This is a genomic window from Bradyrhizobium sp. 197 (assembly GCF_023073375.1).
In the GTDB taxonomy this organism is placed as follows: domain Bacteria; phylum Pseudomonadota; class Alphaproteobacteria; order Rhizobiales; family Xanthobacteraceae; genus Bradyrhizobium.
The window spans coordinates 72,452-97,725 of the sequence record NZ_JADPJJ010000074.1 but is presented as its reverse complement, the minus strand read 5'-3'; the positions used below and the strand labels follow the sequence as shown (position 1 = coordinate 97,725).

The window sequence follows — 25,274 nt, the reverse complement described above, 5'->3', positions numbered from 1 at the left end:
CCCTTAACGCAGCAACGCGGTCGCGCGCGGACTTTCGAAAAGCGAAACAACAAGGAGCAAATCCATGCGAATCATCATCATCGGTGCCGGCTTCGCCGGCATGTACGCCGCCCTTTCCGCAGCGCGTCAGCGCGAGATCCAGGGCGTCTCGCCAGAGCAGCTCGAGATCGCACTGGTTGCCCCCGCGCCCACGCTCGTGGTTCGCCCGCGGCTCTACGAAGCGAAGCCCGAGACCCTGACGGCGCCCCTGCTCGATGTGCTCGAGTCGATCGACGTCGCCTATGTGCAAGGCAGCGCCGAGACCATCAACACCGAAGCTCGAACGGTGGAGATCGCCACCGCCAAGGGCGCCACCAAAACGCTCTCCTACGATCGCCTTGTCGTGGCCACCGGCAGCCGGCTGTTCCGTCCGAACATTCCGGGCCTCGCCCAGCACGGCTTCAGCGTCGATACGCTCGACGACGCGGTCGCGCTCGACAAGCATCTGCACGGTCTTGCGAAGCGGCCCGCCGTGAACGGACGCGAGACGGTGGTGGTCGCCGGCGGCGGCTTCACCGGCATTGAAGCGGCCACGGAGATGCCGGCGCGGTTGCGCGATATCTTCGGCAAGGATGCCAGGCCCCGCATCATCATCGTCGACCGCAATATTGCGATCGCGCCCGACATGGGCGAGGGCGCCCGCCCCATCATCGAGGAAGCCCTGCGCAAGATCGGCGTGGAGACACGGCTCGGCGCCGGTGTCGCCTCGCTCGATCGATCCGGCGTGACGCTGTCGAACGGCGAGCACATCGAAACCGAGACCGTGATCTGGGCGGCGGGCATTCGCGCCGCGCCGCTGACCGCGCAGATACCTGCCGGGCGCGACAATTTCGGCCGGCTGCTGGTGGACCGCGATCTGCGCGTGCCCGGTGTCGCGGGCGTCTTCGCCACCGGCGATGCTGCGCGCGCCGCCTGCGACGACGAGGGCAATCACGCGCTGATGTCGTGTCAGCACGCCACGCGGATGGGCGCCTTTGCCGGCAACAACGCCGCGGCAGAGCTGCTGGGCGTGCCGACCAGGCCCTATCACCAGAAGGCCTATGTGACCTGCCTCGACCTCGGCGAAGCCGGCGCGCTGTTCACGCGCGGATGGGAGCGCGAGGTCGAGATGGTCGGCGCGACCGCCAAGAAGACCAAGCAGGAGATCAACACTGTCTGGATCTACCCGCCGAAGGCCGAGCGCGCCGCCGCGCTCGCTTCTGCGGATCCGGAGCGCGTGACTGAGCTCTAGACGCACCAAGCGATGACGGCTGCACGTTCCTGGCCGTGCGGCCTGCTCAACCAAGACCAGCCGGAAACTCTACCCTTGAAACAGGAGACCCACATGAATCTGCACAACACCTCATATCCCGTGTCATCGGGGCCCGAAGAGCTCGTTCCCTCGCGCTACGCGCTGAAGATCGGCGAGATCGACGTGCTGGTGGTCAGCGATGGCGTGCTGCCGCTGCCAACCACGATGTTGGCCCACAACGCCGACCCGGCCGTCCGGGCGACCTGGCTGCACGACATGTTCCTGCCGCAGGACGCTTTCGACTGGGCGCTGAACGCGGTGATGGTCCGCAGCGGCGGCAAGACCATCCTCATCGACGCCGGACTGGGATCGGACCCGAACTTGAACTTGCCGCGCGCCGGGCAGTTGATCAAGCGACTGGCGGCCGCCGGCATCGATCTTTCGTCGGTGACCGATCTGGTGCTGACCCATTTGCACATGGACCACATCGGCGGGCTGCTGGTCGACGGGGTGAAGGAGCAACTGCGTAAAGACCTGCGGATCCACGTCGCGGCTGCCGAGGTCAAATTCTGGGAAGCGCCAGATTTTTCCCGCACTGCCATGCCGGAAGGATTCCCGGACGCGCTTCGAGCGACCGCCAAGCGGTTCGTGAAGGAGTTCGGCCCTCGGCTGCGGCTGTTCGATGACGAGCACGAGGTTGCGCCCGGCGTCATCGCCCGTCGCACCGGCGGTCACACCCCCGGACACAGCGTGGTTCGCATGGCGTCCGGCGATGATGCGCTGACATTCGCCGGCGACGCCGTGTTTGCCGTCGGGTTCGAACAACCGGACTGGCACAACGGTTTCGAACACGACCCCGAGGATGCGGCGCGCGTACGCATCAATCTCTTGCGAGAGCTCGCCAAGACCGGCGAGATGCTGGTGGCCACGCACCTGCCGTTCCCGTCCGTGGGCCGGGTCGCGGTCGACGGCAACGCCTTTCGTTGGGTTCCGGTGTTCTGGGACTACTGAGCGCTTGCCGGATTAGCATCAACGCAGGGCGCGGACTCATGTCATCGATGAGTTCGCGCCCTTGAAAATAGGATCAAACGTCGGACCTCGCGGTTATCGCCCCAACTGAGACGGCTGGAACCCGGTCGGCGGGCGTCAGCCGGCATTGCGTCACGTGCAGTGCAGGCGGCTTCTCGTCTGCGCGCGCGCGAGATCGAGCGAGGCGATATGGCAATCGCGACTTTCAGGATCATCACGCTCGTAGCGGTTGCCGCCTTGATTGGGCCTTACGTGGAAGCCCGCGACGACGGTCGCTACGCAAACTCTCCCCTCAAGGGCTGGTTCGAGGGCCTGCACAGCAAGGGCGGCGGCGCCTGCTGTGCCGACGCCGACGGCACCGCCCTCGACGACGTCGATTGGGACACGCAAAACGGACATTATCGCGTCAGGCTGATGGGCGATTGGATCGAGGTGCCCGACGACGCCGTGATCACCGAGCCGAACCGTGCCGGCCGCACCATGGTCTGGCCGTATTATATCAACGGACGCGCCAAGATCCGCTGCTTCATGCCCGGCAGCATGATTTGAGGGTTCAGGAAATTTCGCAGGATGCGGGCTTACTTCGCCTGCTTGGCCGCCCGAATCTCGGCGAACTCCGCGTCGGGATGGGTGACGATGGTGGCGAACATGATGCCGCTGATGATGAGCGACCAGGCGGTGTCCCAATAAATCCAAAACACGTGCCAGCCTCCGTTTCGATCTCCTCAGCCCGCGGGATCAGGACAACGGAAAGGCGAGGCTGCTGTTCCAAATGCAAGTGCGGTGCGGGCGGGGCGCTATTCTGGTTTCGTCGGCACCGAGTTGCGATCGGTTTGACCGGTGTGGCGCTTTGCCACGACATCCTCATCGCGCTCGCCTTGATGCGGGCGCGGCGGCGGCTCGGGCTGGCCGGCTTCGCCGCCATGCTTGCCGCCCATGTCGGGCTTACCTTCGAGATCGTTTTCGCGGGGCATGCCCGTTCAATGCGCTGGCGCGGCATTGGTTCGTTTCCGCCTGTGAACGAGTTCATAGGATTGCCGCGGTTTGCAGTGCACGATCGCAAGGCGCGCCCCAGGGGCATTCATTTGAGGGACGGATTCGGCTTGATGCGGAAACCACTCATCGTCCGGACGATCCTGACCTGCGCGCTGCTCGCGGTCACCGTGTGGACCGTGCTCGGGTCGCCCAAACCTCCGCCCGGCCGGCATCTGCCCTCCCGCACAGCGGCGGTGCGGTAGACCTCCCCACCGATACCATTTCGGCATCGATCAATCCCAATTGGAATTTGGTGCGGCGGGGCGGCTGCCGCTATCCTCGCGACAAAACGACACTGCCGCACCGGCTTTCAGGAGGACCCCATGTTGAGACCGACCCGACGCGTCGCATCCCGCGCGCCCCGCACTGCGATCGCCACCACCCTCGCTTTCCTCACCCTCATTTCTGGAGTCCGCGCCGGCATGGCCGAGACCTTCGCCTATGTCGGCAATGCCGACAGCAACGACATCAGCGTGTTCAAGATGGCTGAGAGCGGCGAGATGGTTCCCGTGCAGACGGCCGCCTTCAGCGGCGTCGAAAAGCCCGGCTCCTCGACGCCGCTCGCGATCACGCCCGACCACCGCGTGCTGATTGCGGGCGTCCGCTCGCAGCCGTTCGTTGCGGTGAGCTTTGCAATCGATCCCAAGACGGGTCAGCTCAGCCATATCGGCAACGGGCCGCTCGCCGACAGCATGGCCAATATCGCCCTCGACCGCAGCGGCAAGTTCCTGTTCAGCGCCTCCTATGGCGGCAACAAGGTCGCGCTGAATCCGCTCAACGCCAATGGCGTCGCGGGCGAGCCGAAGCAGGTGATCCCGACCGGGCTGAATGCGCACGCCTTCCTGCCCTCGCCCGACAACCGCTTCGTGTTCGCGACCAATCTCGGCTCCGACCAGGTGCTGGCCTTCGCGTTCGATGCCGCGACCGGTACGCTCACGCCGAGCGATCCGCCGGCCCACAAGGTGCCGGAGAAATCGGGGCCGCGACATTTCGTATTCCACCCCAACGGCAAGTTCGTCTATCTCATCCACGAGCTGAACGGCGACGTCGCGGCGTTCGCGTACGAAGCCAAGAGCGGCGCATGGGACGAGATCCAGCGCACCACCGCGCTGCCGGAGGGGTTTTCGGGAAAGCCCTGGGCGGCAGACATTCACATCACCCCCGACGGCCGTTTCCTCTACGCTTCCGATCGCACCACCAACACGCTCACCGCCTACAAGGTCGATGCAACAAGCGGCAAGCTGTCCACGATCGGCAGCGTGCCGACCGAGAAGCAACCGCGCGGCTTCCACATCGATCCCTCGGGGCGCTACCTCGCCGCCGTCGGCGAACTCTCCGACATTATGACGGTCTATGCCATCGACCAGAGCGGCGGCGCGCTGACCAAGCTGAAATCCTACGCCACCGGCAAGAAGCCGAACTGGGTGGAGTTCGTGAACCTGCCGTGAGATTGCTCACCTTTGGAGGCTGCGGGATGAGTTCGGCCTGCATGGTTCGAGACGCCCGCTTTGGCGGGCTTCTCACCATGAGGGTCTGATATCTCGCCGCGAAGCACGACCTCATCCTGAGGGCCAGGCGGGCGTCTCGAAGGATGGCCGCAGGGGGGAAGACAGCGAACCTTGGCGTCGGTCCCGAAGACTAATTCAACGGGCGGCAACGCGCCGCCCGTGCTGCTGCGGCATTCTCATCCGGCCGGCCCATGGTCTGCCGCGGTTGCTTCTGTTATCGATGAGGCCGTCAAGGCCCCAACCGGAATGACCGATGCGTTCATTGCCTGCGCGTTCTTTTTCCCAGCATTTCGTTGCGCTCACCGGACTGCTATTGCTGTCCGCCCAGCCCGCGCCCGCCGCCGATGACGACGCGCCCAAGGGACCGGCAGTCACGGTGCTGAAGGTCGCAAAATCCTGTTTCTCCGACATCGTCGAGGCCACCGGCACGATCGTCGCGCGCGAGGAAAGCTCCGTGCGGCCTGAGCGACCCGGCCTGAAGGTGACGGAAGTGCTGGCAGAAGCCGGCGAAACCACTACCGCAGGCCAAGTGCTGGCGCGGCTGGCGCTGCCCGAGGGTGGCACGCTTCAGGTCACCGCCCCTGTTGCGGGCGTGATCGCGACGTCGACCGCGCAGATCGGCAACCTCGCCTCGGCCAAGGGCGAGGCGCTGTTCACCATCGTGGCGCGCAGCGAATACGATCTCGTCGGCCTCGTCGCGACCACCGATATGCGCAAGCTCGCGGTCAACCAGCAGGCGACCGTGCGCATCGCCGGCGCCGGAGATATCGACGGCAAGGTGCGCCGCATCGGCCCGACCGTCGAGCCGAACATCCAGCAGGGCATCGTCTATATCGGCATCTCCTCGCAGAAACGGCTGTTGCTGAATGCAAGCGGGCGCGCGCTGATCAAGTCGGGCCAGAGCTGCAACGTCGCGGTGCCGCTGACCTCGGTGCAGTACTCCTCCGCCGGTACCGTCGTGCAGGTGATCCGCCGCAACCGCGTCGAGACCAAGCGCGTCGAGGTCGGGCTGATGTCGGGCGGCAATATCGAGGTCCGCGACGGCCTCAACGAAGGCGATGTCGTCGTCGCCCGCGCCGGTGCGCTGTTGCGCGAAGGCGATGCCGTGCGCCCGGTGATGGCCGCGGAAGCTGCGAAGTAGGGTTGCTCTGGTCCCGGACGCGCTGCAGCGTGTAATGCTGCTGCGCAGAGCCGGGACCCATCTCTCGTCCAGGCGATAGCCTAAAAAACCAGGCCCCGGCTCAGCGTCGCATCATTGCATGATGCGCCGCGTCCGGGGCAGGAGACTTGGCAGAACCTAAGAAAAACTAGCCGCCGGCTTCGCCGAAATGGATATCTTCGAGCAGCGAGGAAGAGACCGACGGGACCTGGTCGCCTTCGCTCGCACGGGAGATGGCAACGCGGGTCTTGTTGAAGACGCTCTCGGCGCTGCCCTGCGCATTGAGATTGGTGAGGAACTCGCTGACCAGCACGCTGTGCTCGCCCTTGCCGTCGTCGACGACCTTGCCGGGCGAAGCCGAGGAAAGAATCAGCGCGTTGTCGGGCGCGGTGATCGGCGCGAGGCCGTGGCTGTAGGAGCGGAAGCGGCGCTCATAGGGATTGCGGCGGGAAGCCTCGACCACGACGAGCTTGGTCTTGGCGCCCTGCTCCTTCATCATGTCGAGCACGCCGTCGATGGAAACGCCCTGGCGGCGGACGTCGCTTTCCTTCCAGATCACGGCGTCGACCGGCAACATGTAGCTTTGGCGGCCGGCCTCTACGCCGTAGCCGCCGAAGAACAGCATGACGACGGTGTCGCGCTTGATCCGGGACTTCAGGCGATTGACGGCGCGGACCATGTCGTCCCTGGTTGCGTCTTCCACCATGTCGACGTCAAAGCCGCTCTTGCGCAGCGACGAGGACAGCGCGCGGGCGTCGTTGATCGACTGCGTCAGCGGCGCGCTGGCGTCCGGGTAATGTCCATTGCCGATGACAAGCGCGAGACGCGAGGTCTGGCCGCTCGAGCCGGTGACCTGGTCGGTCGAGATGGCCTTGGCGGCATCGAACGTACGCATATTGAGGGCAGCATGGGCGCCGATCACGAGCGACACCGTGCCGATGAGGGCTGCGGCGACGGCGATCGTGCGTCGGGAAAGGTCGAGCTGCTTTACATTCATCTCGGTTCGTTCCTGTGCCAAAGACCAGCCAAGCACGCGCACACTGTTTGAGTAGCGCGATAGCGTCTTTAGGTTTGAGGGGTTGGCCGGGGTGTGCCCCCGAATTGCGCGCAATTTGCGGCGCCGCACCAAACAAACCTTTAACCGGATATTGCCTCCCCGGCAATAGATTGCGCAAAACTTGAGCTAAACCACTGAAGATATTAGGTAATTCCCTTCGCCCAATGTGTGATTTTTTTGCGTCTTCGTAGCCTTCCGGGGCTTGATTATGCAGACTTCGTGCCGGATCTTTCTGTGACCGCTATCACATTTGTATTTCCTGCGAATCCGGGTAGCTTTTCAACGAGTTGCAGGGGGTGGTGCGCGGCTGGGAGCGTGCCGGCCGGCCCCCGGCCAAATTCCGGCGACCAGGTATTTCATGAGCTTTCAATATTTTGCCGGCGCCACCTGCCGGGCGCTGACAGCGCGGAAGGACGGCCCCTCGCTTTACGACGTCTGCGATCCCGTATTGTCTGTTGCGGCCAGCGGCGATCCGCATCTGGCCAGGTTCTACAAGACCGCGCTCGGCAATTCCGCATTGCGGGTGCTGCTGCGACGCGCGGGCCTGCCCGAGCTGCGCGACGAAGCGAAACTGGCCCGGCTGCGCGAGGCGCTGGTCCGCGCCCGCGACGAAGCCGAGCCCGATTGGGCGGCGGTCGGCCAGCCCGTCGCCGATCTCGTCGACAGCATCGCGCTGGATCATCCCAAGCCGCCGCCGGCCATGTTCACCGGCGCGATGCCGCAACAATCGCAGATCGACGGCGTGATCCGCGACTGCGCGCAGCATTTGCTCGGCTCGTACCGCAAAAATGGCTTTCTGCCGACCTACGCCGCGTTCAACCTGATCGGCGATCCCGATTTCCGCGGGCGCGAGCTGACCATGGCGCTCACGGGCCTCAACGCGCGCGGCTACAAGAACTCCTCGCTGCTGTTCAATCTCGCCCGCGTCTTCATTGCGCGCTCGCCGGCGCGCGCGGTCGTCAATCCGCCCTGGACCGGCATCGCCGAGCCGATGTGGGAACCGGTGCAGATCCGCCACCGCTCGGCTTATTACGACGCGTTCTTCATCGAGGCGCTGTTGAGTTACGTCGAGACCGGGCTCGCCTCGTCCGCCGACAAGATGGCGGCTGAGAGCGCGATCGCCGACATGGTGGATTTTTGCGTCAACATCAGCCGCGAGGAAGTCGAGGGCCTCGATGGCGCACGGTTCAACGTCATCACCGCGCTGGCGCCCGCGCCGCATCCGCGCTTTTCGCGCTACTTCGCCCAGATCAAGCAGGATCTCGGTTTCGGCGTCTACGTGCCGGATTGCGACACCACGGCCTGCTCGATCTCCGCGGCGACGCAGGCCGGCTGCACCGATCCGATCCTCGACCAGCCGCTGCTGGATTTCTACGCGGGCTATCAGGTGCGCGCGGGCGTCAACGAGCCGCGCGTGACGGTGCCGATCAACGACAATATCGACTATGAGGGCGGTGTCGCGACCTGGATCGACAATCTCAAAGGCGAGCGGCCCTACGGCAACGATCTCGATCCGACGCTCAATCTCGACATTCTCGAGGTCAGCTTTCGCAACCTCGCGCGCTGGAAAGTATTGGAGACGCCGGCGCGGCTCGCCACCGTGCATCGCATCATCGGCTTTCAGAAGCGGCTTGCCGCGAGCGGCGCCTTCGCCAATCCGCGCTCACACATCTATTACCTGCCGGAGCTCTACAGTGCCTATTTCGGCCGCTGCTACGCAGCCTTCCTGGCGCTGCCGCTGGCGGCGCAGGCCGCGGTCGATCCCGATGGCGATTTCGATTTCATCCGTCACCGCGTGCTCTCCTACGTCCAGGGCGAGCTGATGGCCGCCGAGATGAACGTGTTCGACGCGGCACTGGCGCTGATCGCGCTCGGCCATCTCGGCGCCGACCCGCGCGCCTTTGCGCCGGCGCTGAACGTGATCGTCGCGAGCTTGGGCGAAGGCGGCCGCCGCGGCCCGTTTCGCGCCTATGAGTGGAACAAGATGAAGACGCCGACGCGGATTTTGGTCGGGGGGCCTGAGGTGACGTCGGCGTTCGTGCTGATGGGGCTGGCGGTGGCCAAGCGGGCGATGGCGGGACGAGGGTGAGATGGTCTCGTGCCCCGGGCGCAATGACAGGAAGTTGAAAGCCCATCTGCCTGGCAAACGCTGGCCGGGCGGACAAAAGCCGACCACAATCGCGAGGTCTATCGCAATTTTCATCACACGCGGACCGGCATGTTGCGAAAATTTCTGATTGCGCTGTCACTGCTCGCCTTATCCTTGCCCGGCTTGCCGTCGCCGGCTGAGGCCGCCGACATCACCGGCACCGCAAAAGTCCGAGCCGGCGACGCAGTCGTGATCGGCAACACGCGGATCCGGCTCGGCGGCATCGACGCGCCCGCGGTCGACCAGCTCTGCCTCAACACCAAGGGCGAGCGCTGGACCTGCGGCATCGCGGCCCGCGACGAGCTCGCCAAATACACCGAGGGCAAGAGCTGGGTCTGCCATGCGCGGTCGATCGACCGGCGCGGCCGCACCGTGGCGCGCTGCGATGTCGGCGGCGAAGACATCCAGAAATGGCTGGTTCGCACCGGCTGGGCGCTGGCCTATACCCGCGTCTCTCGCGACTACGAACATGATGAGGCTGGCGCGCGGGAGGCAAAGGCCGGGATGTGGCAGGGCGCCTTCATCGCGCCCTGGGACTGGCGCGTGCGCAACAAGAAGACGACGATATTGGGCGCCACCAAGCCGCCCGAGGGCGCGCATGCGATCCTGCTCGCTTCGGCCTCGGGGCCGGTCGCGCCCTCGCCGGACTGCACCATCAAGGGCAACGTCAACACCGGCGGCGAGTGCATCTATCACCAGCCGACCAGCCGCTGGTATGCGCAGATCAAGATGAAGATCAGCAAGGGCACGCGCTGGTTCTGCTCGGTGGAAGAGGCGGAAGCCGCCGGCTGCCGCGAGACCAAGAGATAGAGCATGGTCCGGAAAAGTGTGAAGCGGCTTTCCGACAAGACCATGCTCAGAACAAAAGACCACTCCAGACCTGCGTTTTACGTGCTTTTCTTGGGCTTCTGCGGCGCGTAAAAGAAGAAAACAACCTCCAGACCGTCTTCACGACACAAGGAAGCATAGCAATGACCGTTCGCGCGGGCCGGGAATTTCTGGCCATCCCCGGGCCCACCAATATGCCCGACGAGGTGCTGCGGGCGATGCATCGTCCGGCGATCGACATCTACTCCAAACAGATGACCGATCTGACCGAGAGCCTGCTCGGCGACATCTCAAAACTGTTTGCGACCAAGGGCAAGTCCTACATCTACATCGCCAATGGTCACGGCGCCTGGGAAGCGGCGCTGAGCAACGTGCTGTCGCGCGGCGAAAAAGTGCTGGTGCTGGAGAGCGGGCGGTTCGCGATCGGCTGGGGCCATGCGGCTTCCCTGATGGGCGCCGAGGTCGAGGTGCTCAAGGGCGACTGGCGCCGCGCGGTACGGCCGCACGAGGTCGAGGAGCGCCTGCGCCGCGACAAGGAGCATGCGATCAAGGCCGTCGTCGTCGTCCAGGTGGACACGGCCTCGGGCGTGCAGAACGACATCGAGGCGATCGGCAAGGCGATCAAGGCGAGCGGCCATCCGGCGCTGTACATGGTCGACACCGTAGCGTCGCTCGGCTGCATGCCGTTCGAGATGGACAAATGGGGCATCGACGTCGCGATGTCGGGCTCGCAGAAGGGCTTGATGACACCGCCCGGCCTCGGCTTCGTCGCCGCCAATGCGCGCGCGCTCGAGGTGCACAAGAAGGCCAACATGGCGACGCCCTATTGGAGCTGGAGCGAGCGCGAAGGCACTGAGCACTATCGCAAATATGCCGGCACCGCGCCGGTGCATCTGCTGTTCGCACTGCGCCAGGCAATCGACCTCCTGCACGAGGAAGGGCTGGAGAACGCCTTTCGCCGCCATAGCCTGCTCGGCGAAGCCGCGCGCCGCGCCGTCGGTGCATGGTCGGAAGGCCAGGTGCTCGGCTTCAATATCGCCGATGCCAGCGAGCGTTCCAACACCGTGACCACGGTGACCATAAGCAACGGCCATGATCCGGCAGTGCTGCAAAGCTATTGCAAGGAAAAATGCGGTGTCGTGCTCGGCAACGGCATCGGCGACCTCACCGGAAAAGCCTTCCGCATCGCCCATATGGGCCATGTCAATGCCCCGATGCTGCTCGGCACGCTGGGGGTGATCGAGATCGGCCTCAACGCGCTGAAGATCCCGCACGGCAAGGGCGGGCTCGAAGCGGCGGTCGCGTATCTTGGCGATGAGGTGGCGGTGTAGGCCGGCTTCGCGTCTCTCCCTTCTCCCCTTGTGAGGGCTTTGCGGAGAGGTCACTGCGAGCGCTTGGGGTCTGTAGCGGGCTTTTTTGATGTGAGCCTGCTGCGGTGAACCGTATTGTGCTCATTTCATCCTCCATTATCCCCTGCTTTTCAAGCGCAGGCGGACTGCTGGCGTGGTGCGGCCAAGGCGCCGGCCGCGCGACGCAGATTGTAGGCGCAACAGGCGAGCACGATGAGTACCTGGTTGCGGACGAAGTTGAAGAACCGCATTCGTCGCAGGCCATAGTTCTCTTTGAATACGGCGTATGGACGTTCGACGGCTGAGCGCACCTTGGCGATCAGCTTGTTACGCTTCTTCTGCCGCGGCGGGAGCTCGGGATGATGTTTGTTGGGGCGACGCATCAAGCGGTCCTTGATGCCGGCTTCGGTCAGGCGCGCGTGGCGGGCATGCGTATAATAGGCCTGATCGCCATAGACCGCTTTCTCATCGCCGCAGAATAAACGATCTGCCGGCTCGGTGTCGGTGACCGAAGCGTCCGTCATGTGGATGCGGCGAATGATCGTATGGCCTGCATCACTCCCGTGTGGATCTTATAGCCGAATACGCTCTTCTTGCCTTTCCGGCCCCAGCGCGCATCACGATCCGCAGATGGTTTGGGCAGTTCTCCCTGCGCATCCTTGCGAGCCTTGCCGGGCGGTTTGGCCCGAGCCGGGATCAACGAGGCATCGACCAGGGTGCCCTGCTTAAGGATCAGCTTCTTGTCCTCCAATTGCCGATTGATCTCCGCGAAGATCTTCTCGATCAGCCCGTCACTGGCGAGTTCCTGCCGAAACCGCCACAACGTGGTGTGATCCGGCGTCCGATCGTGCAGGCTCAGGCCGACAAAGCGACGGAACGACAACCGATCCGCGATCGCGGCTTCGAGCGCTGGATCGGACAGATTGTGCCATATCCCGGCCAGTAAGCCCCGAAGCAAAACTTCCGCCGGATAACTGCTGTCGCCGGCACCGTCACTACCCCGCTTGCCCAGCAAGGCTCGCAACGGCGCCCAATCCACAACGGCCTCAACCTCATCCAGGATGCTGCTTCGCGGCGCCTGAACCAGGCCATCCGCCAAGCTCATCTGACCTACATTGCGCTCAACCATGGCTCTCCTCGCCAGAATCAGAGAATCACGCTCCCTCAATTGCGCAAAGCCCTCACAAGGGGAGAAGGGAAGAGGGGCACCTCAATTCGTCCACGCCGCCTTTCCCTTGTCGTGCATCGTTGCCACTACGTCGCGTACCAGATCGAACACACCGTCCGATTCCGGCGGTGCATTCGGCGAGCGGCCGAGCCGAACGATCACGAGTCGTTCCGAGGGAATAATGATCGTGTACTGCCCGATCGTGCCCTTGGCGAAGAAGGCATCACGCGGCCAGCCGTGTGTGGCGCGAAACTTTGCGCCAAAGCTGTCGCCCTGGTTGGTCCAGAAGCCGGCGCCGATGCCGACCCAGGCATTCGGCGTGGCCGTCGCAGAATAATTCACCCAGCCCTCGGGGAGGATGCGCTTGCCGCCGGCGACGCCGTCGTTGAGATAGAGCTGGCCGAAGCGCGCCCAGTCGCGCGCGGATGCCAGCATCTCGCCGGAGCCCTCGATCGTGCCGGCTCCGTCGAGCTGGAGCGTGACGTTGTTCATGCCGAGCGGCGCAAACAATTCGCGGCGCGCGAAGGCAAGCGCATCGGCGGGCTTGCCGCCGGCGGCGTTACGGATCAGATGCGCGAGAATGAGGAAGTTGCCGTCATGGTAATTCCACGCCGTGCCCGGTGCAGTCGCAAGCGGCGCGTGCTCGGCAAAGCTGGCCATATCGTCCTCTGCGTATTTCATGGCATTGACCGGCTCGAGCGCGGAGCCGAGCGAGGCCTGCAACGAACTACCGAGCGCAATGCCGGCGGTGTGACGCAGCAACTGATCGACGGTGATGACATGGCGCGGATCATCCGGATTTTGCCAGGCGGCGATTGGCGCGGGCCCGTCGAGCTTCAACTTGCCCTGGCGCACGAGGATGCCCGTCAGCGCTGACATCACCGACTTCGTCATGGAGAAGCCGAGCAGCTGCGTCTCCAACCCGACACCATCAGCATAGCGCTCGGCAACGATGCGCCCGGCCTTCATGACGACGATCGCGCGGGTGCGGCGATAAGGCGGTTGCGCGGGTTCGGCGAAAGCGCGGTCGAGCGCGGCTGACAACCCCTCGCTTTGCGGCGGCACGAGTCCCGGACCTGCGATTTCGGGCAGCAAGGCGGGCTGCTTGTCATTCGACGGCAGCGCGACGTCGGCGATCCCCTGGCCGTGCTCGAGCGTGCAGCCGAGCCCCTCGCGATAGACGGCATGGCTGCGGCCGATGCCGAACAGGCTCACGGTGACATCCCTACGCGCGCGATCGACCTGAACATCCATCGCCCAGGTCAACAGACCCGCGCCTGGCATCGCGTCGGTGGTCTCGGCGAGGTCGCGCATGGGATCGAGGCCGGAGACGAACGTCTCCGAGCAGAGCGTGTCGGCGATGAAGCCGGTGGCAACCTTCGGCACGTCGCGGGCCCGCGCCGCGCCGAGGGCGAGGCCGGCAAGGGCGATGGCGGTGGTGGCGAGGATGATCTTGCGGCGGCGGGTCACGGGCTTTCTCCGGCTTCGGGGCGAGTGGCGGAGAAGGAGCCGGATGCGGGCGAAGGTGCTCGCCGGATTTGAAATACGGCCTCGTCGAAACTGACCGGGGCTAGCCGAGTTTGAAATTCTGATGTGATTTCAGTGAGCTAATAGTCTAGACGGCTTCCGCCTTGAGCCGCCGATACTCCGTCGGGGTCACGCCTGTGACCGCCTTGAAGGCGCGGTTGAACGGGCCGAGCGACTGGAAGCCGGCGTCCATCGCGATGGTGATGACGGGGACCTCGGCCTGGGTGCGATCGGCGAGCGCGGCCTTGGCCTCCTCGATCCGGTGATTGTTCAGAAACACATTGAAATTGCGATAGCCGAGCCGCTGGTTGATCAGCCGGCGCAGCCGGTATTCCGGAATTTTCAGCCGGCCCGCCAGCACGCCGATGGTGATGTTTTCCTGACGATAGATCCGCTCGTCCGCCATCAGCCGCATCAAGGCATCGATGAGCTTTTGATCGGCGGCGTCATCGGCCGCAGGCTGAATGAAAACGACTGCCGGTGCGGGCTCCGCAACGGCCGGAAACAGATCCGCCCCGTCAACGCGCATCATGGCATAGACGATCGCCGCGACGGTGCAGGTGAGCCCGCCGGCATTGATGGTTTCGGCGACATCGCCGACGTGGTGCCCGGCGACGGCGATCTGGAGCACCGCATTCAGCCCGCCATAGAGCGCGGTTGCGCAGACGATGAAGACGCGAACGCTGCGGCGGCGCTCGACCAGATCAGCCGGCCAGGAGGCGATCGTCTGCCCGATCGCAAGCGCAATGAGGCCGAGCACGATCAGATTGACCACCGTCACGGAGAACCGCACATGGCCGCTGGGTGCAATCCAGACGCAGCCCGCGAAGCTGAAGGCCGCCACCAGCGCCCAGACCGATCCGTGCCACCAGCGGAGGTGAAACTCGTCGTCGAACAGGGAACGTGTGAACAGCCAGAACACCACCATGGTGCCGGTCGACAATGCGATCAGCGGTGCATGCCAGAGCTGGATCCGCGACGTGACATCCAACGAATAGCTAACAGCATGCGCGGTCGCGCCCAATGCGAAGGCCGCGCCGAGGCGGGCAGCCAACACATTGCGGAAGTCCTGCAGCAGTGACGCCGCCAGCACCAGCAGCAGCGCGACGCTGGCGGCGCGAAAGGCGAGCTCGGTTGCGGCAAGTGTCATCGGGCGGTGCGATCAGTCACGATTGAAATCAGCCGAACATCGTTCGTTGGGCTCCTTTTTTCAAGGACCATCCTCAGGCCAGGGCTAGCGCGCCCACCGCTGTCATCGTCTGGCTTGACCGGGCGTCCAGTAATCCGAGACAGTTTTGAATCGATAGGCCTCGGCGTATTGGATCGTCCGTCTTCGCGGACGACGACGGCGGAGTATGTGGCCGGGCTTTGGGGCGACGGCCGAACGAAATCCTGCTACGATTTAGCTCGAAAAAGCCAAAAGGAGTCCACCATGAGCTGGCAACCCTCGAACGATCCCGTGCTTGGCGATCCCATGTCCTGCGACGCGCTCGATCTCGTTATCGTGCCGCGTACCCGCGATCTCGGCGACGGGTTCGCGGTGCGGCGCGCGTTGCCGCATGGCAAGCGGCAGATGGTCGGGCCCTTCATCTTCTTCGATCATTTCGGGCCGGTGCAATTTGTCTCGGGCAAGGGCATGGACGTGCGGCCACATCCGCATATCGGGCTCGCCACCGTCACCTATCTGTTCGACGGCGCCATCATGCATCGCGACAGCGAGGGCAACATCCAGGAAATCCAGCCCGGCGCGATGAATTTGATGACGGCCGGGCGCGGCATCGCGCATTCCGAACGCACGCCGGATGTGCAGCGCGCGTCGGGCCAGAGGATGCTGGGCCTGCAAAGCTGGATCGCGCTGCCGGCGGGCTCTGAAGAGATCGCGCCGTCGTTCCAGCATTATGGGGCCGGCGATCTGCCGATGATTTCCGAGCGCGACTTCACCGCGAAGGTGATCGCGGGCTCAGCCTTCGGCACCACCTCGCCTGTTACGATGGTATCGCCCTGGTTCTACACCGAGGTCACGGCGGTCGCGGGCGCGATCGTACCGCTCGACCCCGATCACGAAGAGCGCGCGATCTACGTGGTCGACGGCGAGATCGAGATCGCGAACGAGCGCTATGAGGGGCCGCGACTGCTGATCTTCCGGCCCGGCGACCGCATTACGGTGAAGGCGCTCAAGGCCACGCGGATGATGTTTCTCGGCGGAGATGCGCTGGAGGGACCGCGCCACATCTGGTGGAATTTCGTCTCCTCCAGCAAGGAGCGGATCGAGCAGGCCAAGCAGGACTGGAAAACGGGTCGCTTCGCGGGGGTTCCTCAGGAACATGAGTTCATTCCGCTGCCGGAATAGGCTAATCCGGTTTCCGGTCGCGCTATCAGGCGCGGCCGGATTTCCTGTCGCAAGGCCTTGCTTCGAAAGTTCTGCCGATGACCCCCATGCTCTCCAGCGACTTGCCCCTCCCCAAGATCGGACGCGGCAAGGTGCGCGATATCTACGCCATCGACGACGATCGCCTGCTGCTCGTCACCACCGACCGCATCAGCGCCTTCGACGTCGTGATGGGTGAGACCATCCCGATGAAGGGCGCGGTGCTGACGCAAGTGAGCGCGTTCTGGTTCAACGAGCTCGAAGGCGTGGTGCCGCATCACATGATCAGCGCCGACACCGACGAGATCATTGCAGCCATTCCGGCGTTGAAGCCGCATCGCGCCGAGATTCTCGGCCGCGCGATGCTCTGCCGCCGCACCACCGTGTTTCCGATCGAATGCGTGATCCGCGGCTATCTCTCGGGATCGGCCTGGAAGGAATATGCCGGCTCCGGCACGCTGGCCGGCGAGAAGCTGAAAGCAGGCCTGGTCGAGAGCGAAAAGCTGGAGCCAGCGATCTTCAGCCCCGCGACCAAGGCCGAGACCGGCCACGACGAGAATATCACCATCGCGAAGATGCGTGAGGTCGTGGGCGACGAGACGGCCTACACGCTCGAGAGCATGACGCGCGCGATCTACACGCTCGGCGAGGAGCTCGCCCGCGAGCAGGGCATCATCATCGCCGACACCAAGTTCGAGTTCGGCCGCGACAAGGACGGCCGCATCATCCTGATCGACGAAGTCATGACGCCGGACTCCTCGCGCTTTTGGGCGGTCGACGCCTACAAGCCCGGCCAGCCGCAGGCGAGCTTCGACAAGCAGCCGCTGCGCGACTATCTCGACATCGAACGCCGCGCCGGCCGCTGGAACGGCGACGCCCCGCCGCCGCCACTGCCGGCGAGCGTGGTGGAGGCGACCAGCAAGCGGTATCTGGAAGCGTATCGGCGGGTGACGGGGACGGAGCTGAAGATTTAGCGCAGGCGTTATCGTCGTCCTGGACCAGCGAACGAAGTGAGCGCCGATCCAGGACCCGGACGACACCGAATTTGCGGAGATAATTTGCGGAGATTGAGCAAACAACCTCGCCGCGAAACTGTCCGGTACTTCATACTTTCAAGAATCCTGTTGCGCTAAGCCTGTAGTCGTCTACGTCTCAGACGAGATTTTTTCAGGGGCGAGCGCCACGGCGTGACCGATCCAGCAATTACCCTCCGTCCGGCTCCGCGATTAGAACCGGCCCTCAAGCGCGCGCTGAATGATATATTGGGCGGGAGCGCCGCCAGCGTCCTGACCGTCACGTTCGGCCTGTCCTACGCGCTGCTGATCTTCGCGGGGCCGTTGTCGCCCTATCTGTCCTACGGCATCACGGCGACTTTCGTCAGCTCCGCGGTGCTTGCGGCCGTCATCGGGCTCGGCAGCTCCCTGCCCTTCGCGATTGCAGCTCCTGACAGCTCGACCGCCGCGGTGACGGGTATCCTGGCCGCCTCGGTGGTCGAGCGCATCGAGACGGCGAACCTGTCGGAGCCGCTGCTCTCGGCGGTCCTGATCACCCTCGGCCTGTCGACGATGCTGACAGGATTGGTGCTGTGTGGACTGGGCCTGACCCGGCTTGGCCGCGCCATCCGCTACGTGCCTTATCCGGTGGTCGGCGGCTTTCTCGGCGCTACCGGCCTTCTCATCGTCATGGGTGCGGTCCGGGTGATCACCGACCACCCGCTGCAATTCGCGACACTGTCGCACTTCGCCGACCGCACCATCTTGCTGGAGCTCGGTGCCGCCTGCGCGATGGCGCTGGTGCTGTATCTCACCTGGCACCGCTCGCGCAGCCCGTTCGGCTTGCCGATCATTCTGGTCGGCGGCGTGCTCACCGCGCATCTGGCGTTCTGGATCACCGGCGTTTCCGTCGATGACGCCCGCACGTTGGGTTGGACCTTTCAGCCTCCGCCGCAAGCGGTCTTCATGCTGCCCTGGCATATCGACGATCTCGCCCGCTATCCCTGGTTTGCCATACCGGACCTGCTTGGCAATGTCGTCGCCGTCATCTTCGTCACGGCCTCGAGCACGCTGTTCAACACCACCGGCATCGAGGTGGCCACGCATCGCGAAGCCAATCTGGAGTGTGAGCTGAACGTCACCGGCGCCGCCAATATCCTGACCAGCATGCTGGGCGGCTATCCCGGCTGCAGCTCGACCAGCCGCTCAATGCTTAACTTCAGCAGCGGCGGCCGCGGGCGCCTGTCAGGCCTCACCGTCGCGGCGCTGTCGCTGCTGATGCTCGCTGTGGCGCCCGAGCTGCTTGGCTTCATCCCCAAATTCGTGCTCGGCGGCCTGTTGCTCTATCTCGGCGCGGACCAGCTGCACAAATGGATCATCGAGTCGCGCAAGCGGCTTTCAAAGCTCGAATATCTGTCGCTGATCGCCATCATCGCGATCATCGTGGCCTGGGGTTTCGTGCCGGGCATCCTGATCGGTGTTATCATCGGCTGCGCGACGTTTGCGTTCAGCGCCGCGCGGGTCGAGTCGATCAAATACAGTTTCGACGGCTCGGAGTATCGCTCCTCGCTCGACCGCTCGAGCGACGACCACGAGGTGCTGCTGGCCCATGGCGGCAAGATCCGGGGCCTCAATCTCCAGAGCTATCTGTTCTTCGGCTCCGCCAACCGGCTCTACCAGCACGTCAAGCAGCTGCTTCAGGAACGCCCCGAATGCCGCTATCTGCTGTTTGACTTCAAGCTCGTCACCGGCGTCGATTCATCGGCCGCCTATAGCTTTGCCCAGATCAAGCGCAGCGCTGGCGAACTCGGCGTCGAGCTGATCCTGGTGCATCTGTCGGCTGCGGCCGAGAAGGTGCTGCGCTCCAGCGACTTCGTCGGCGAGGGCGTCACCATCATCCCCGAGCTCGATCACGCGCTGGAGTGGTGCGAGAACGAGCTCATCTCGCAGCATCAGGAGCTGGCGCAGGAAGAAGCCAGCCTGCGCGACTGGTTCACGCGAATGCTCGGCAGCGAGGACAGCGCCGACGAGCTGATCCGCCGTTGCCAGCGCATTGAGGTCGAAGCCGGCGAGGTCATCGTGCAGGCTGGCGCCCCCGCCGATTCCATGCATTTCATCCTCGACGGCCGCGTCGGCATCATGATTCCGGCCGAGGACGATCGCACCACGCGCGTGCGCAGCCTCGGTCGTTACACCACGATCGGGGAGATGGGGCTGGTGTCACAGACACCGCGCAGCGCCACCATCTAGGCCGAGGTCGACAGCGTGCTCTACGTGCTGAATACGCACCAGTTCGACGCGATCAAAGACGAGGACCCCGCGCTCAGCCACAAGCTGCTGACCTATTTCGTGTCGGTCATGGCCGAGCGGCTGACGTTCGCGAACCGGACGATCGCGGTGCTGAGGCGTTGATTGGCCTGCAGCTTCGTCATTGCGAGGAGCTCTTGCGACGAAGCAATCCAGACTGTCTCCGTGGAAAGATTCTGGATTGCTTCGCTTCGCTCGCAATGACGTGGAGGGATAACGGCGGCCTTACACCCCCGCCATCATCACGTATTTGATCTCGACATATTCTTCCATGCCGTGATGCGAGCCTTCGCGCCCCAAGCCGCTTTCCTTGACGCCGCCGAAGGGTGCGACTTCGGTGGTGATCAGACCGGTGTTGACGCCAACCATGCCCGACTCCAGCGCTTCGGCGACGCGCCAGACGCGGCCGAGATCGCGGGAGTAGAAGTACGAAGCCAAGCCAAACGGCGAGGCGTTGCACATCGCAATCACATCGGCCTCTTCCTTGAAGCGGATCACCGGCGCGAGCGGGCCGAAAGTTTCCTCCTGTGCCACCAGCGAGTCCGGCTTGACGTCGGAGAGCACCGTCGGCTCGAAGAACGAGCGTCCGAGCTCGCTGCGCTTCCCGCCGGTGACGATTTTGGCGCCGCGCTTCACGGCGTCGGCGATGTGGCGCTCGACCTTGTCGACCGCTTTCAAATTGATCAGCGGGCCCTGCGTAACGCCGCTCTCGGTACCATCACCGATCTTCATCGCCGCGACCTTCTTCGACAGCTTCTGCACGAACTCGTCGTAGATCTTGTCCTGGGCGTAGAGGCGGTTGGCGCAGACGCAGGTCTGGCCCATGTTGCGGTATTTCGAGACGATCGCGCCTTCGACAGCCGCATCGATATCGGCGTCGTCGAACACCACGAACGGGGCGTTGCCGCCGAGCTCGAGGCCGAGCCGCTTCACGCCGACGGAGGCCTGCTGGTACAGAATCTTGCCGACCGCGGTCGATCCGGTGAAGCCGACGAAGCGCACGGCCGGATGCTCGCACAGCACCTTGCCGATCGGCGCTGCATCGCCGGTGACGATGTTGAACACGCCCTTGGGCACGCCGGCTTTCTCGGCGAGCACGGCAAGCGCCAACGCCGACAGCGGCGTTTCATTGGCGGGCTTCAGCACCACGGTGCAGCCGGCCGCAAGCGCCGGCGAAACCTTGCGCGTGATCATCGAGTTCGGGAAATTCCACGGCGTGATCGCGCCGCAGACGCCGATCGGCTGCTTGATCGCGAGCAACCGCGCATCCGGCCGCTGTGTCGGAATGGTCTCGCCATAGACGCGGCGGGCTTCCTCGGCGAAGAACTCGACATAAGCGCCGCCGATGTCGACCTCGCCGAGGGCTTCACTGAGCGGCTTGCCCTGCTCGGAGGTGAGGATCAGCGCGAGGTCCTCGCGATTGGCGATAATCAGCTCGAACCATTTGCGCAAAATATTGGAGCGTTGCTTGGCGGTGTGCTTGGCCCAGGCCGGAAACGCGCGCTCCGCGGCTTCGACCGCCTTGGTGGCATCATCCGCCGAAAGCTGCGGAACCTTTGCGAGCTCGACGCCGGTCGCGGGGTTGTTGACGGCGAAGACCGGCGAGCCGACCCAGGCGCCGTCGATGTAGCAGGCCTCCTTCAGCAGCGACGGGTCCTTCAACCGGTCGCGCAGATTGGACGCGGCGTGCTGAGCGCGTGCGGCGGCGGTCGGGGTCATGGCGTTACTCCCAGGGGCTTTTTCAGGTTCGCCCGCAATATAGGGACAGGCGGCGCGCAATGCACCGTCCCGCAACGCACATCTGCTGGGAGCTGGGCTCGGAGCAGGGGGATTTACGCCGCGCCGCTCATATAGGTCTCGCGCCGTCCGATCATGCGTTCGGCGGCGGCCCTGGCGTCGGCCTTCGAGGAAGTCGCGCACGTCCGGTATTCGAGAGCGGGGGCGTCGGAGGTATCGCGGCGGCCGAACCAGGATTTCGAGCCGACCGGCAGCAGCGCAAGCGCCTGCGCCAGATTGTCGACCGCGCCGAACGAATAGAGCGCACCGGTGCCCGCGGTGCGGACTTCGTAAATGCCGGGTGCGATCGGCGCTTCGAGATTGTCGCCCCGTCCGGGACGGGGATAGCGCTTCCATTCGCTCCAGGTCGAAATCATCTGAGGTCCCCTCGCGGCCGGTGGACGGCCGCCAAATTTGCATCAAATCTTAACGTGGTCCGCAGATCGGGCCGAGAGTTGAACGCCGCAACGCACAAAATGGTTCAAGTGCTTCAAACGCTCAAAACATTTTGCCCGTGCGCATCCACGGTCACGGCTGGTTGCGGCGATCCACCGCAGATTGTGACGGAGTGTTGCAGTTCAGCCGCCTTGTCGTCCTGCGAGCACCCTGTCGTCCTGCGCGGAACGTGGACCGTCAAGTCACGACATCGCGACCGGCGCAGATCCATGGATGTGCTTGCCGCGCGGAGCACGCGGGAGGACAATCGATCGCTTCCAACAATAATCAAACCGGAGGAAATGCGGATGCAAAGCAAAGCCCAGATCGACGAGATTCTGCGCCAGAAGAGCGAGGCCAAGGAGATTCCCGGCGTCGTCGCCATCGCCGCCAGCGGTACCGACGTGCTTTATCAGGGCGCGTTCGGCAAACGCGATCTCTCCAAGCCGGATGCGATGACCGCCGACAGCGTGTTCTGGATCGCATCGATGACGAAGGCGGTGACATCAGCGGGCGCGATGCAACTGGTCGAGCAAGGCAAGCTGTCGCTGGACGCGCCGATCGGCGAGGTGCTGCCCGATCTCGCCAAGCCGCAGGTGCTCGAAGGTTTCGATGCCAAGGGCGAAGCCAAGCTGCGGCCGGCCAAGGGGCCGATCACGCTGCGCCAGCTCATGACCCACACCGCCGGCTTCTGCTACAACATGTGGAACGGCGATCTCGCGGTCTATCTGGACAAGACCGGCATCCCAGCCATCACCAGCTGCCAGAACGCTGCGTTGAAGACGCCGATCATGACCGATCCCGGCACGCGCTGGGAATACGGCACCAACATCGATTTCGTCGGCAAGGCGGTGGAAGCCGTCAGCGGCAAGCGGCTCGATGCTTATCTGCGCGACAATCTGTTCGCACCGCTCGGCATGAGCGATACCGCCTTCAAGATCACCGACGACATGCGCAAGCGCCTGGTCGGGATGCATGCGCGCGGCGAGGACGGCCAGCTCGCCGCGATCCCATTCGAGCTCGAGCAGGAGCCGGAATTCCACATGGGTGGCGGCGGCCTCTATTCGACCGCGGCCGACTACATCAAGTTCACCCAGATGATCTTGAACAAGGGCCGCGGCAACGGCAATCAGGTGCTGAAAGCCGAGACTATCGCGACGATGGGGCAGAACCACATCGGCGATCTCGCCATGGGCAAGATGACCACGGCGGCGCCGATGTACACCAACGACGTCGATCTCTATCCGGAGCAGGTGAAGAAGTGGGGCCTCAGCTTCATGATCAACACCGACAAGACCGCTGAGGGGCGCAGCGCGGGCAGCCTCGCCTGGGCGGGCCTCGCCAACACCTATTACTGGATCGACCCGGCGCGCGACGTCACCGGCGTGATCCTGATGCAGTTGCTGCCATTTGCCGATGGAAAATGCCTGGAGGCTTTTGCTGGCTTCGAGCGCGGCGTCTATGCCGGGCTCGATGCCGGCAGTGGGCAGAAGGCGGCGTAAGACCCCGCCTTAGCTCTCACGACGCGTCATGGCCGGGCTTGTTGTCCCGGCCATCCACGCACCTGGCTGGAGGACACTATTTTGATTTTGGCAGACAAAGCCGACAGTTACGTTTGCGGCATCTCCGACACGCCGCTGCTCGGCGACACCATCGGGCGCAGCCTCGATCAGGCAGTGCAGCGCTGGAGCGATCGCGAGGCGCTGGTCTCGCCCAGTCACGGCGTGAGATGGACATGGAAGGAGTTTGCCGCGCGGGTCGACGCGCTCGCCGCCGGTTTTCTCGCGCTTGGCCTCGAGCGCGGCGCACGGATCGGTATCTGGTCGCTGAACCGGCCGGAATGGACGCTGACGCAGTTCGCCGCCGCCAAGGCCGGTCTCATCCTGGTGACGATCAATCCGGCCTACCGGCTGAGCGAGCTGGAATTCGCGCTTCACAAGGTCGGATGTAGCGCCATCGTCACCGCGACGGCGTTCAAGACCAGCAACTACATGGACATGCTCAACACGCTGTTGCCAGAGCTTGCGAGCGCCAAGCCCGGGCAATTGCAGGCGGCGCGGCTGCCGGTCCTGCGCATCGTGATCCAGATCGGCGGCCCCGCCTGCCCGGGCGCGATCCCGTTCGACGAGGTCGCCGGCATGGGCGGGGCCGTGCATCGGGAGCAGCTCGCCGCGCTTGGTGCCTCCCTGCAGTTCGACGATCCCGTCAACATCCAGTTCACCAGCGGCACCACGGGATCGCCCAAGGGTGTGACGCTGACCCATCACAACATTCTCAACAACGGCTATTTCGTCGGCCGCGCCATGCGCCTGACCGAAGCGGACCGCATCTGCATTCCGGTGCCGCTCTATCATTGCTTCGGCATGGTGATGGGCAACCTCGCCTCCGTCACGCTCGGCGCAACGATGGTCTATCCCGGCGAAGGGTTTGATCCGCTCGCGACGCTGCGCACGATCGAGCAGGAAAAATGTACCGCGCTATACGGTGTGCCGACGATGTTCATCACCGAACTCGATCACGGCGAATTCTCAAATTTCAATCTGACATCGCTGCGCACCGGCATCATGGCCGGTGCACCCTGCCCGATCGAGGTGATGAAGCGCGTCAATAGCGAGATGAACATGGGCGAGGTCACAATCGCCTATGGCATGACCGAGACAAGCCCGGTCAGCTTCCAGAGTGCCGTCGACGATCCGCTCGAGCGCCGCGTCTCAACGGTCGGACGAATCCATCCGCATGTCGAGGTCAAGGTCGTCGATCTCGACGGCAAGATGGTCAAGCGCGGCGAACGGGGCGAGCTCTGCACCCGCGGCTACAGCGTGATGCTGGGCTACTGGGAGGAGACGGAGAAGACCGCGGATGTGCTCGACGCCAACGGCTGGATGCACACCGGCGACATCGCCGTCATCGATGACGCCGGCTATTGCAACATCGTGGGCCGCATCAAGGACCTGGTGATCCGCGGCGGCGAGAATCTCTATCCACGCGAGATCGAGGAGTTTCTCTATCGCCATCCCAAGATTCAGGACGTGCAGATCTTTGGCGTTGCGGATGCCCACTACGGCGAGGAGCTCTGCGCCTGGATCCGCGTCAGGCCCGGCGAGAATTTGACGATGGAAGAGGTGCGCGCTTTCTGCGACGGGCAGATCGCCCACAACAAGATTCCGCGATACGTGGAATTCGTCGACGAGTTTCCGATGACGGTGACCGGAAAGATCCAGAAATTCCTGATGCGCGACGACGTGGAAAAGCGGCTGGGATTGAAGGCTGCGAGGACTGCGTGATTTCCCTGTCGTCATTGCAAGCGTAGCGAAGCA

General features: G+C 64.1%; 22 protein-coding genes and 1 pseudogene. 14 read left to right on the top strand and 9 right to left on the bottom strand.

Annotated elements, in window-relative coordinates; translation table 11 throughout:
- The first annotated feature begins 64 nt into the window (after nt 1–64).
- The 3 genes from IVB27_RS17265 to IVB27_RS17255 all read left to right on the top strand — a co-directional run bounded on the left by IVB27_RS17265 (nt 65) and on the right by IVB27_RS17255 (nt 2,848).
- Entirely contained in the window at nt 65–1,270 is a 1,206-nt protein-coding gene (locus IVB27_RS17265) for an NAD(P)/FAD-dependent oxidoreductase (RefSeq protein WP_247444591.1), read from the top strand.
- A 93-nt stretch (nt 1,271–1,363) separates the two neighbouring features.
- On the top strand, nt 1,364–2,281 hold the full coding sequence (locus IVB27_RS17260) for an MBL fold metallo-hydrolase (RefSeq protein WP_247444590.1): 918 nt from the start codon (nt 1,364–1,366) through the stop codon (nt 2,279–2,281).
- Nucleotides 2,282–2,488: 207 nt separating this feature from the next.
- On the top strand, nt 2,489–2,848 hold the full coding sequence (locus IVB27_RS17255; protein ID WP_247345139.1) for a hypothetical protein: 360 nt from the start codon (nt 2,489–2,491) through the stop codon (nt 2,846–2,848).
- Nucleotides 2,849–2,877: 29 nt separating this feature from the next.
- Here the strand turns inward: IVB27_RS17255 and IVB27_RS42990 are convergent, their stop codons facing one another.
- Complete coding sequence (locus tag IVB27_RS42990) at nt 2,878–3,000, bottom strand: hypothetical protein (protein ID WP_279666951.1); 123 nt, start codon at nt 2,998–3,000, stop codon at nt 2,878–2,880.
- A gap of 96 nt (nt 3,001–3,096) precedes the next feature.
- The gene (locus tag IVB27_RS17250; RefSeq protein ID WP_247444589.1) at nt 3,097–3,273 is read right to left on the bottom strand and encodes a hypothetical protein; all 177 of its coding nucleotides are present in this window, start codon (nt 3,271–3,273) and stop codon (nt 3,097–3,099) included.
- 132 nt (nt 3,274–3,405) lie between these two features.
- Here IVB27_RS17250 and IVB27_RS42985 point away from each other — a divergent pair, with 132 nt between their 5' ends.
- The 3 genes from IVB27_RS42985 (at nt 3,406) to IVB27_RS17240 (ending at nt 5,983) form a co-directional block, all read left to right on the top strand.
- A complete protein-coding gene (locus IVB27_RS42985; protein ID WP_256467631.1) occupies nt 3,406–3,537 on the top strand; it encodes a hypothetical protein in 132 nt (43 codons plus the stop codon).
- 120 nt (nt 3,538–3,657) lie between these two features.
- On the top strand, nt 3,658–4,782 hold the full coding sequence (locus tag IVB27_RS17245) for a lactonase family protein (protein WP_247444588.1): 1,125 nt from the start codon (nt 3,658–3,660) through the stop codon (nt 4,780–4,782).
- Between the two features lie 313 nt (nt 4,783–5,095).
- Nucleotides 5,096–5,983: an efflux RND transporter periplasmic adaptor subunit gene (locus tag IVB27_RS17240; protein ID WP_247345150.1), complete on the top strand. Its 888-nt coding sequence runs from the start codon at nt 5,096–5,098 to the stop codon at nt 5,981–5,983.
- Nucleotides 5,984–6,149: 166 nt separating this feature from the next.
- Here IVB27_RS17240 and IVB27_RS17235 read toward each other — a convergent pair whose 3' ends face one another.
- Nucleotides 6,150–6,998: a caspase family protein gene (locus IVB27_RS17235; RefSeq protein WP_247444587.1), complete on the bottom strand. Its 849-nt coding sequence runs from the start codon at nt 6,996–6,998 to the stop codon at nt 6,150–6,152.
- Between the two features lie 418 nt (nt 6,999–7,416).
- Between IVB27_RS17235 and IVB27_RS17230 the strand changes: the two genes are divergently transcribed.
- From IVB27_RS17230 to IVB27_RS17220, 3 genes are all read left to right on the top strand, one after another.
- The gene (locus tag IVB27_RS17230) at nt 7,417–9,147 is read left to right on the top strand and encodes a hypothetical protein (RefSeq protein WP_247444586.1); all 1,731 of its coding nucleotides are present in this window, start codon (nt 7,417–7,419) and stop codon (nt 9,145–9,147) included.
- Nucleotides 9,148–9,276: 129 nt separating this feature from the next.
- The gene (locus tag IVB27_RS17225) at nt 9,277–10,017 is read left to right on the top strand and encodes a thermonuclease family protein (RefSeq protein WP_247444585.1); all 741 of its coding nucleotides are present in this window, start codon (nt 9,277–9,279) and stop codon (nt 10,015–10,017) included.
- 161 nt (nt 10,018–10,178) lie between these two features.
- Nucleotides 10,179–11,366 carry a pyridoxal-phosphate-dependent aminotransferase family protein gene (locus tag IVB27_RS17220; RefSeq protein ID WP_247444584.1) on the top strand — a complete coding sequence of 396 codons (1,188 nt, stop codon included), beginning with the start codon at nt 10,179–10,181 and terminating at the stop codon, nt 11,364–11,366.
- Between the two features lie 149 nt (nt 11,367–11,515).
- On the opposite strand, the gene IVB27_RS17215 is transcribed toward IVB27_RS17220, so the two are convergent.
- The 4 genes from IVB27_RS17215 to IVB27_RS17200 all read right to left on the bottom strand — a co-directional run bounded on the left by IVB27_RS17215 (nt 11,516) and on the right by IVB27_RS17200 (nt 15,229).
- Nucleotides 11,516–11,908 (bottom strand): transposase, encoded by a 393-nt coding sequence (locus IVB27_RS17215; protein WP_247444583.1) that lies wholly within the window; start codon nt 11,906–11,908, stop codon nt 11,516–11,518.
- The gene (locus IVB27_RS17210; protein WP_247444582.1) at nt 11,905–12,513 is read right to left on the bottom strand and encodes an IS5 family transposase; all 609 of its coding nucleotides are present in this window, start codon (nt 12,511–12,513) and stop codon (nt 11,905–11,907) included. The genes IVB27_RS17215 and IVB27_RS17210 overlap by 4 nt, the downstream gene beginning before the upstream one ends.
- Before the next feature lie 81 nt (nt 12,514–12,594).
- Complete coding sequence (locus IVB27_RS17205) at nt 12,595–14,022, bottom strand: serine hydrolase domain-containing protein (RefSeq protein ID WP_247444581.1); 1,428 nt, start codon at nt 14,020–14,022, stop codon at nt 12,595–12,597.
- A 145-nt stretch (nt 14,023–14,167) separates the two neighbouring features.
- Nucleotides 14,168–15,229, bottom strand: a complete 1,062-nt coding sequence (locus tag IVB27_RS17200; protein ID WP_247444580.1) for an AraC family transcriptional regulator — start codon at nt 15,227–15,229, stop codon at nt 14,168–14,170.
- 282 nt (nt 15,230–15,511) lie between these two features.
- On the opposite strand from IVB27_RS17200, the gene IVB27_RS17195 reads away from it, so the two are divergent.
- The 3 genes and pseudogenes from IVB27_RS17195 (at nt 15,512) to IVB27_RS17185 (ending at nt 19,851) form a co-directional block, all read left to right on the top strand.
- Entirely contained in the window at nt 15,512–16,429 is a 918-nt protein-coding gene (locus tag IVB27_RS17195) for a pirin family protein (protein ID WP_247444579.1), read from the top strand.
- Nucleotides 16,430–16,506: 77 nt separating this feature from the next.
- Nucleotides 16,507–17,421: a phosphoribosylaminoimidazolesuccinocarboxamide synthase gene (locus IVB27_RS17190; RefSeq protein WP_247444578.1), complete on the top strand. Its 915-nt coding sequence runs from the start codon at nt 16,507–16,509 to the stop codon at nt 17,419–17,421.
- Nucleotides 17,422–17,634: 213 nt separating this feature from the next.
- Nucleotides 17,635–19,851: pseudogene (locus tag IVB27_RS17185) on the top strand (SulP family inorganic anion transporter).
- A 120-nt stretch (nt 19,852–19,971) separates the two neighbouring features.
- Here IVB27_RS17185 and IVB27_RS17180 read toward each other — a convergent pair.
- Together IVB27_RS17180 and IVB27_RS17175 are read right to left on the bottom strand one after the other, a co-directional pair.
- Complete coding sequence (locus tag IVB27_RS17180) at nt 19,972–21,465, bottom strand: NAD-dependent succinate-semialdehyde dehydrogenase (protein ID WP_247444577.1); 1,494 nt, start codon at nt 21,463–21,465, stop codon at nt 19,972–19,974.
- A 113-nt stretch (nt 21,466–21,578) separates the two neighbouring features.
- Entirely contained in the window at nt 21,579–21,899 is a 321-nt protein-coding gene (locus IVB27_RS17175) for a hypothetical protein (protein ID WP_247351513.1), read from the bottom strand.
- A gap of 366 nt (nt 21,900–22,265) precedes the next feature.
- Here IVB27_RS17175 and IVB27_RS17170 point away from each other — a divergent pair, with 366 nt between their 5' ends.
- Both IVB27_RS17170 and IVB27_RS17165 read left to right on the top strand, forming a co-directional pair.
- Nucleotides 22,266–23,459 carry a serine hydrolase domain-containing protein gene (locus IVB27_RS17170; RefSeq protein WP_247444576.1) on the top strand — a complete coding sequence of 398 codons (1,194 nt, stop codon included), beginning with the start codon at nt 22,266–22,268 and terminating at the stop codon, nt 23,457–23,459.
- An 87-nt stretch (nt 23,460–23,546) separates the two neighbouring features.
- Nucleotides 23,547–25,241 carry an AMP-binding protein gene (locus tag IVB27_RS17165; protein WP_247444680.1) on the top strand — a complete coding sequence of 565 codons (1,695 nt, stop codon included), beginning with the start codon at nt 23,547–23,549 and terminating at the stop codon, nt 25,239–25,241.
- The last annotated feature ends 33 nt before the right edge of the window (nt 25,242–25,274 follow it).

Bases quoted from the DNA above. Each gene is read 5' to 3' on its own strand.
- IVB27_RS17190 (WP_247444578.1), top strand. From the start codon at position 16,507: ATGACCCCCATGCTCTCCAGCGACTTGCCCCTCCCCAAGATCGGACGC.
- IVB27_RS17250 (WP_247444589.1), bottom strand. From the start codon at position 3,273: ATGCCCCGCGAAAACGATCTCGAAGGTAAGCCCGACATGGGCGGCAAG.
- IVB27_RS17220 (WP_247444584.1), top strand. From the start codon at position 10,179: ATGACCGTTCGCGCGGGCCGGGAATTTCTGGCCATCCCCGGGCCCACC.
- IVB27_RS17175 (WP_247351513.1), bottom strand. From the start codon at position 21,899: ATGATTTCGACCTGGAGCGAATGGAAGCGCTATCCCCGTCCCGGACGG.
- IVB27_RS17225 (WP_247444585.1), top strand. From the start codon at position 9,277: ATGTTGCGAAAATTTCTGATTGCGCTGTCACTGCTCGCCTTATCCTTG.
- IVB27_RS17200 (WP_247444580.1), bottom strand. From the start codon at position 15,229: ATGACACTTGCCGCAACCGAGCTCGCCTTTCGCGCCGCCAGCGTCGCG.
- IVB27_RS17235 (WP_247444587.1), bottom strand. From the start codon at position 6,998: ATGAATGTAAAGCAGCTCGACCTTTCCCGACGCACGATCGCCGTCGCC.
- IVB27_RS17255 (WP_247345139.1), top strand. From the start codon at position 2,489: ATGGCAATCGCGACTTTCAGGATCATCACGCTCGTAGCGGTTGCCGCC.
- IVB27_RS17180 (WP_247444577.1), bottom strand. From the start codon at position 21,465: ATGACCCCGACCGCCGCCGCACGCGCTCAGCACGCCGCGTCCAATCTG.
- IVB27_RS17215 (WP_247444583.1), bottom strand. From the start codon at position 11,908: ATGACGGACGCTTCGGTCACCGACACCGAGCCGGCAGATCGTTTATTC.
- IVB27_RS17245 (WP_247444588.1), top strand. From the start codon at position 3,658: ATGTTGAGACCGACCCGACGCGTCGCATCCCGCGCGCCCCGCACTGCG.
- IVB27_RS17265 (WP_247444591.1), top strand. From the start codon at position 65: ATGCGAATCATCATCATCGGTGCCGGCTTCGCCGGCATGTACGCCGCC.
- IVB27_RS17170 (WP_247444576.1), top strand. From the start codon at position 22,266: ATGCAAAGCAAAGCCCAGATCGACGAGATTCTGCGCCAGAAGAGCGAG.
- IVB27_RS17260 (WP_247444590.1), top strand. From the start codon at position 1,364: ATGAATCTGCACAACACCTCATATCCCGTGTCATCGGGGCCCGAAGAG.
- IVB27_RS17230 (WP_247444586.1), top strand. From the start codon at position 7,417: ATGAGCTTTCAATATTTTGCCGGCGCCACCTGCCGGGCGCTGACAGCG.
- IVB27_RS17210 (WP_247444582.1), bottom strand. From the start codon at position 12,513: ATGGTTGAGCGCAATGTAGGTCAGATGAGCTTGGCGGATGGCCTGGTT.
- IVB27_RS17240 (WP_247345150.1), top strand. From the start codon at position 5,096: ATGCGTTCATTGCCTGCGCGTTCTTTTTCCCAGCATTTCGTTGCGCTC.
- IVB27_RS17195 (WP_247444579.1), top strand. From the start codon at position 15,512: ATGAGCTGGCAACCCTCGAACGATCCCGTGCTTGGCGATCCCATGTCC.
- IVB27_RS42985 (WP_256467631.1), top strand. From the start codon at position 3,406: ATGCGGAAACCACTCATCGTCCGGACGATCCTGACCTGCGCGCTGCTC.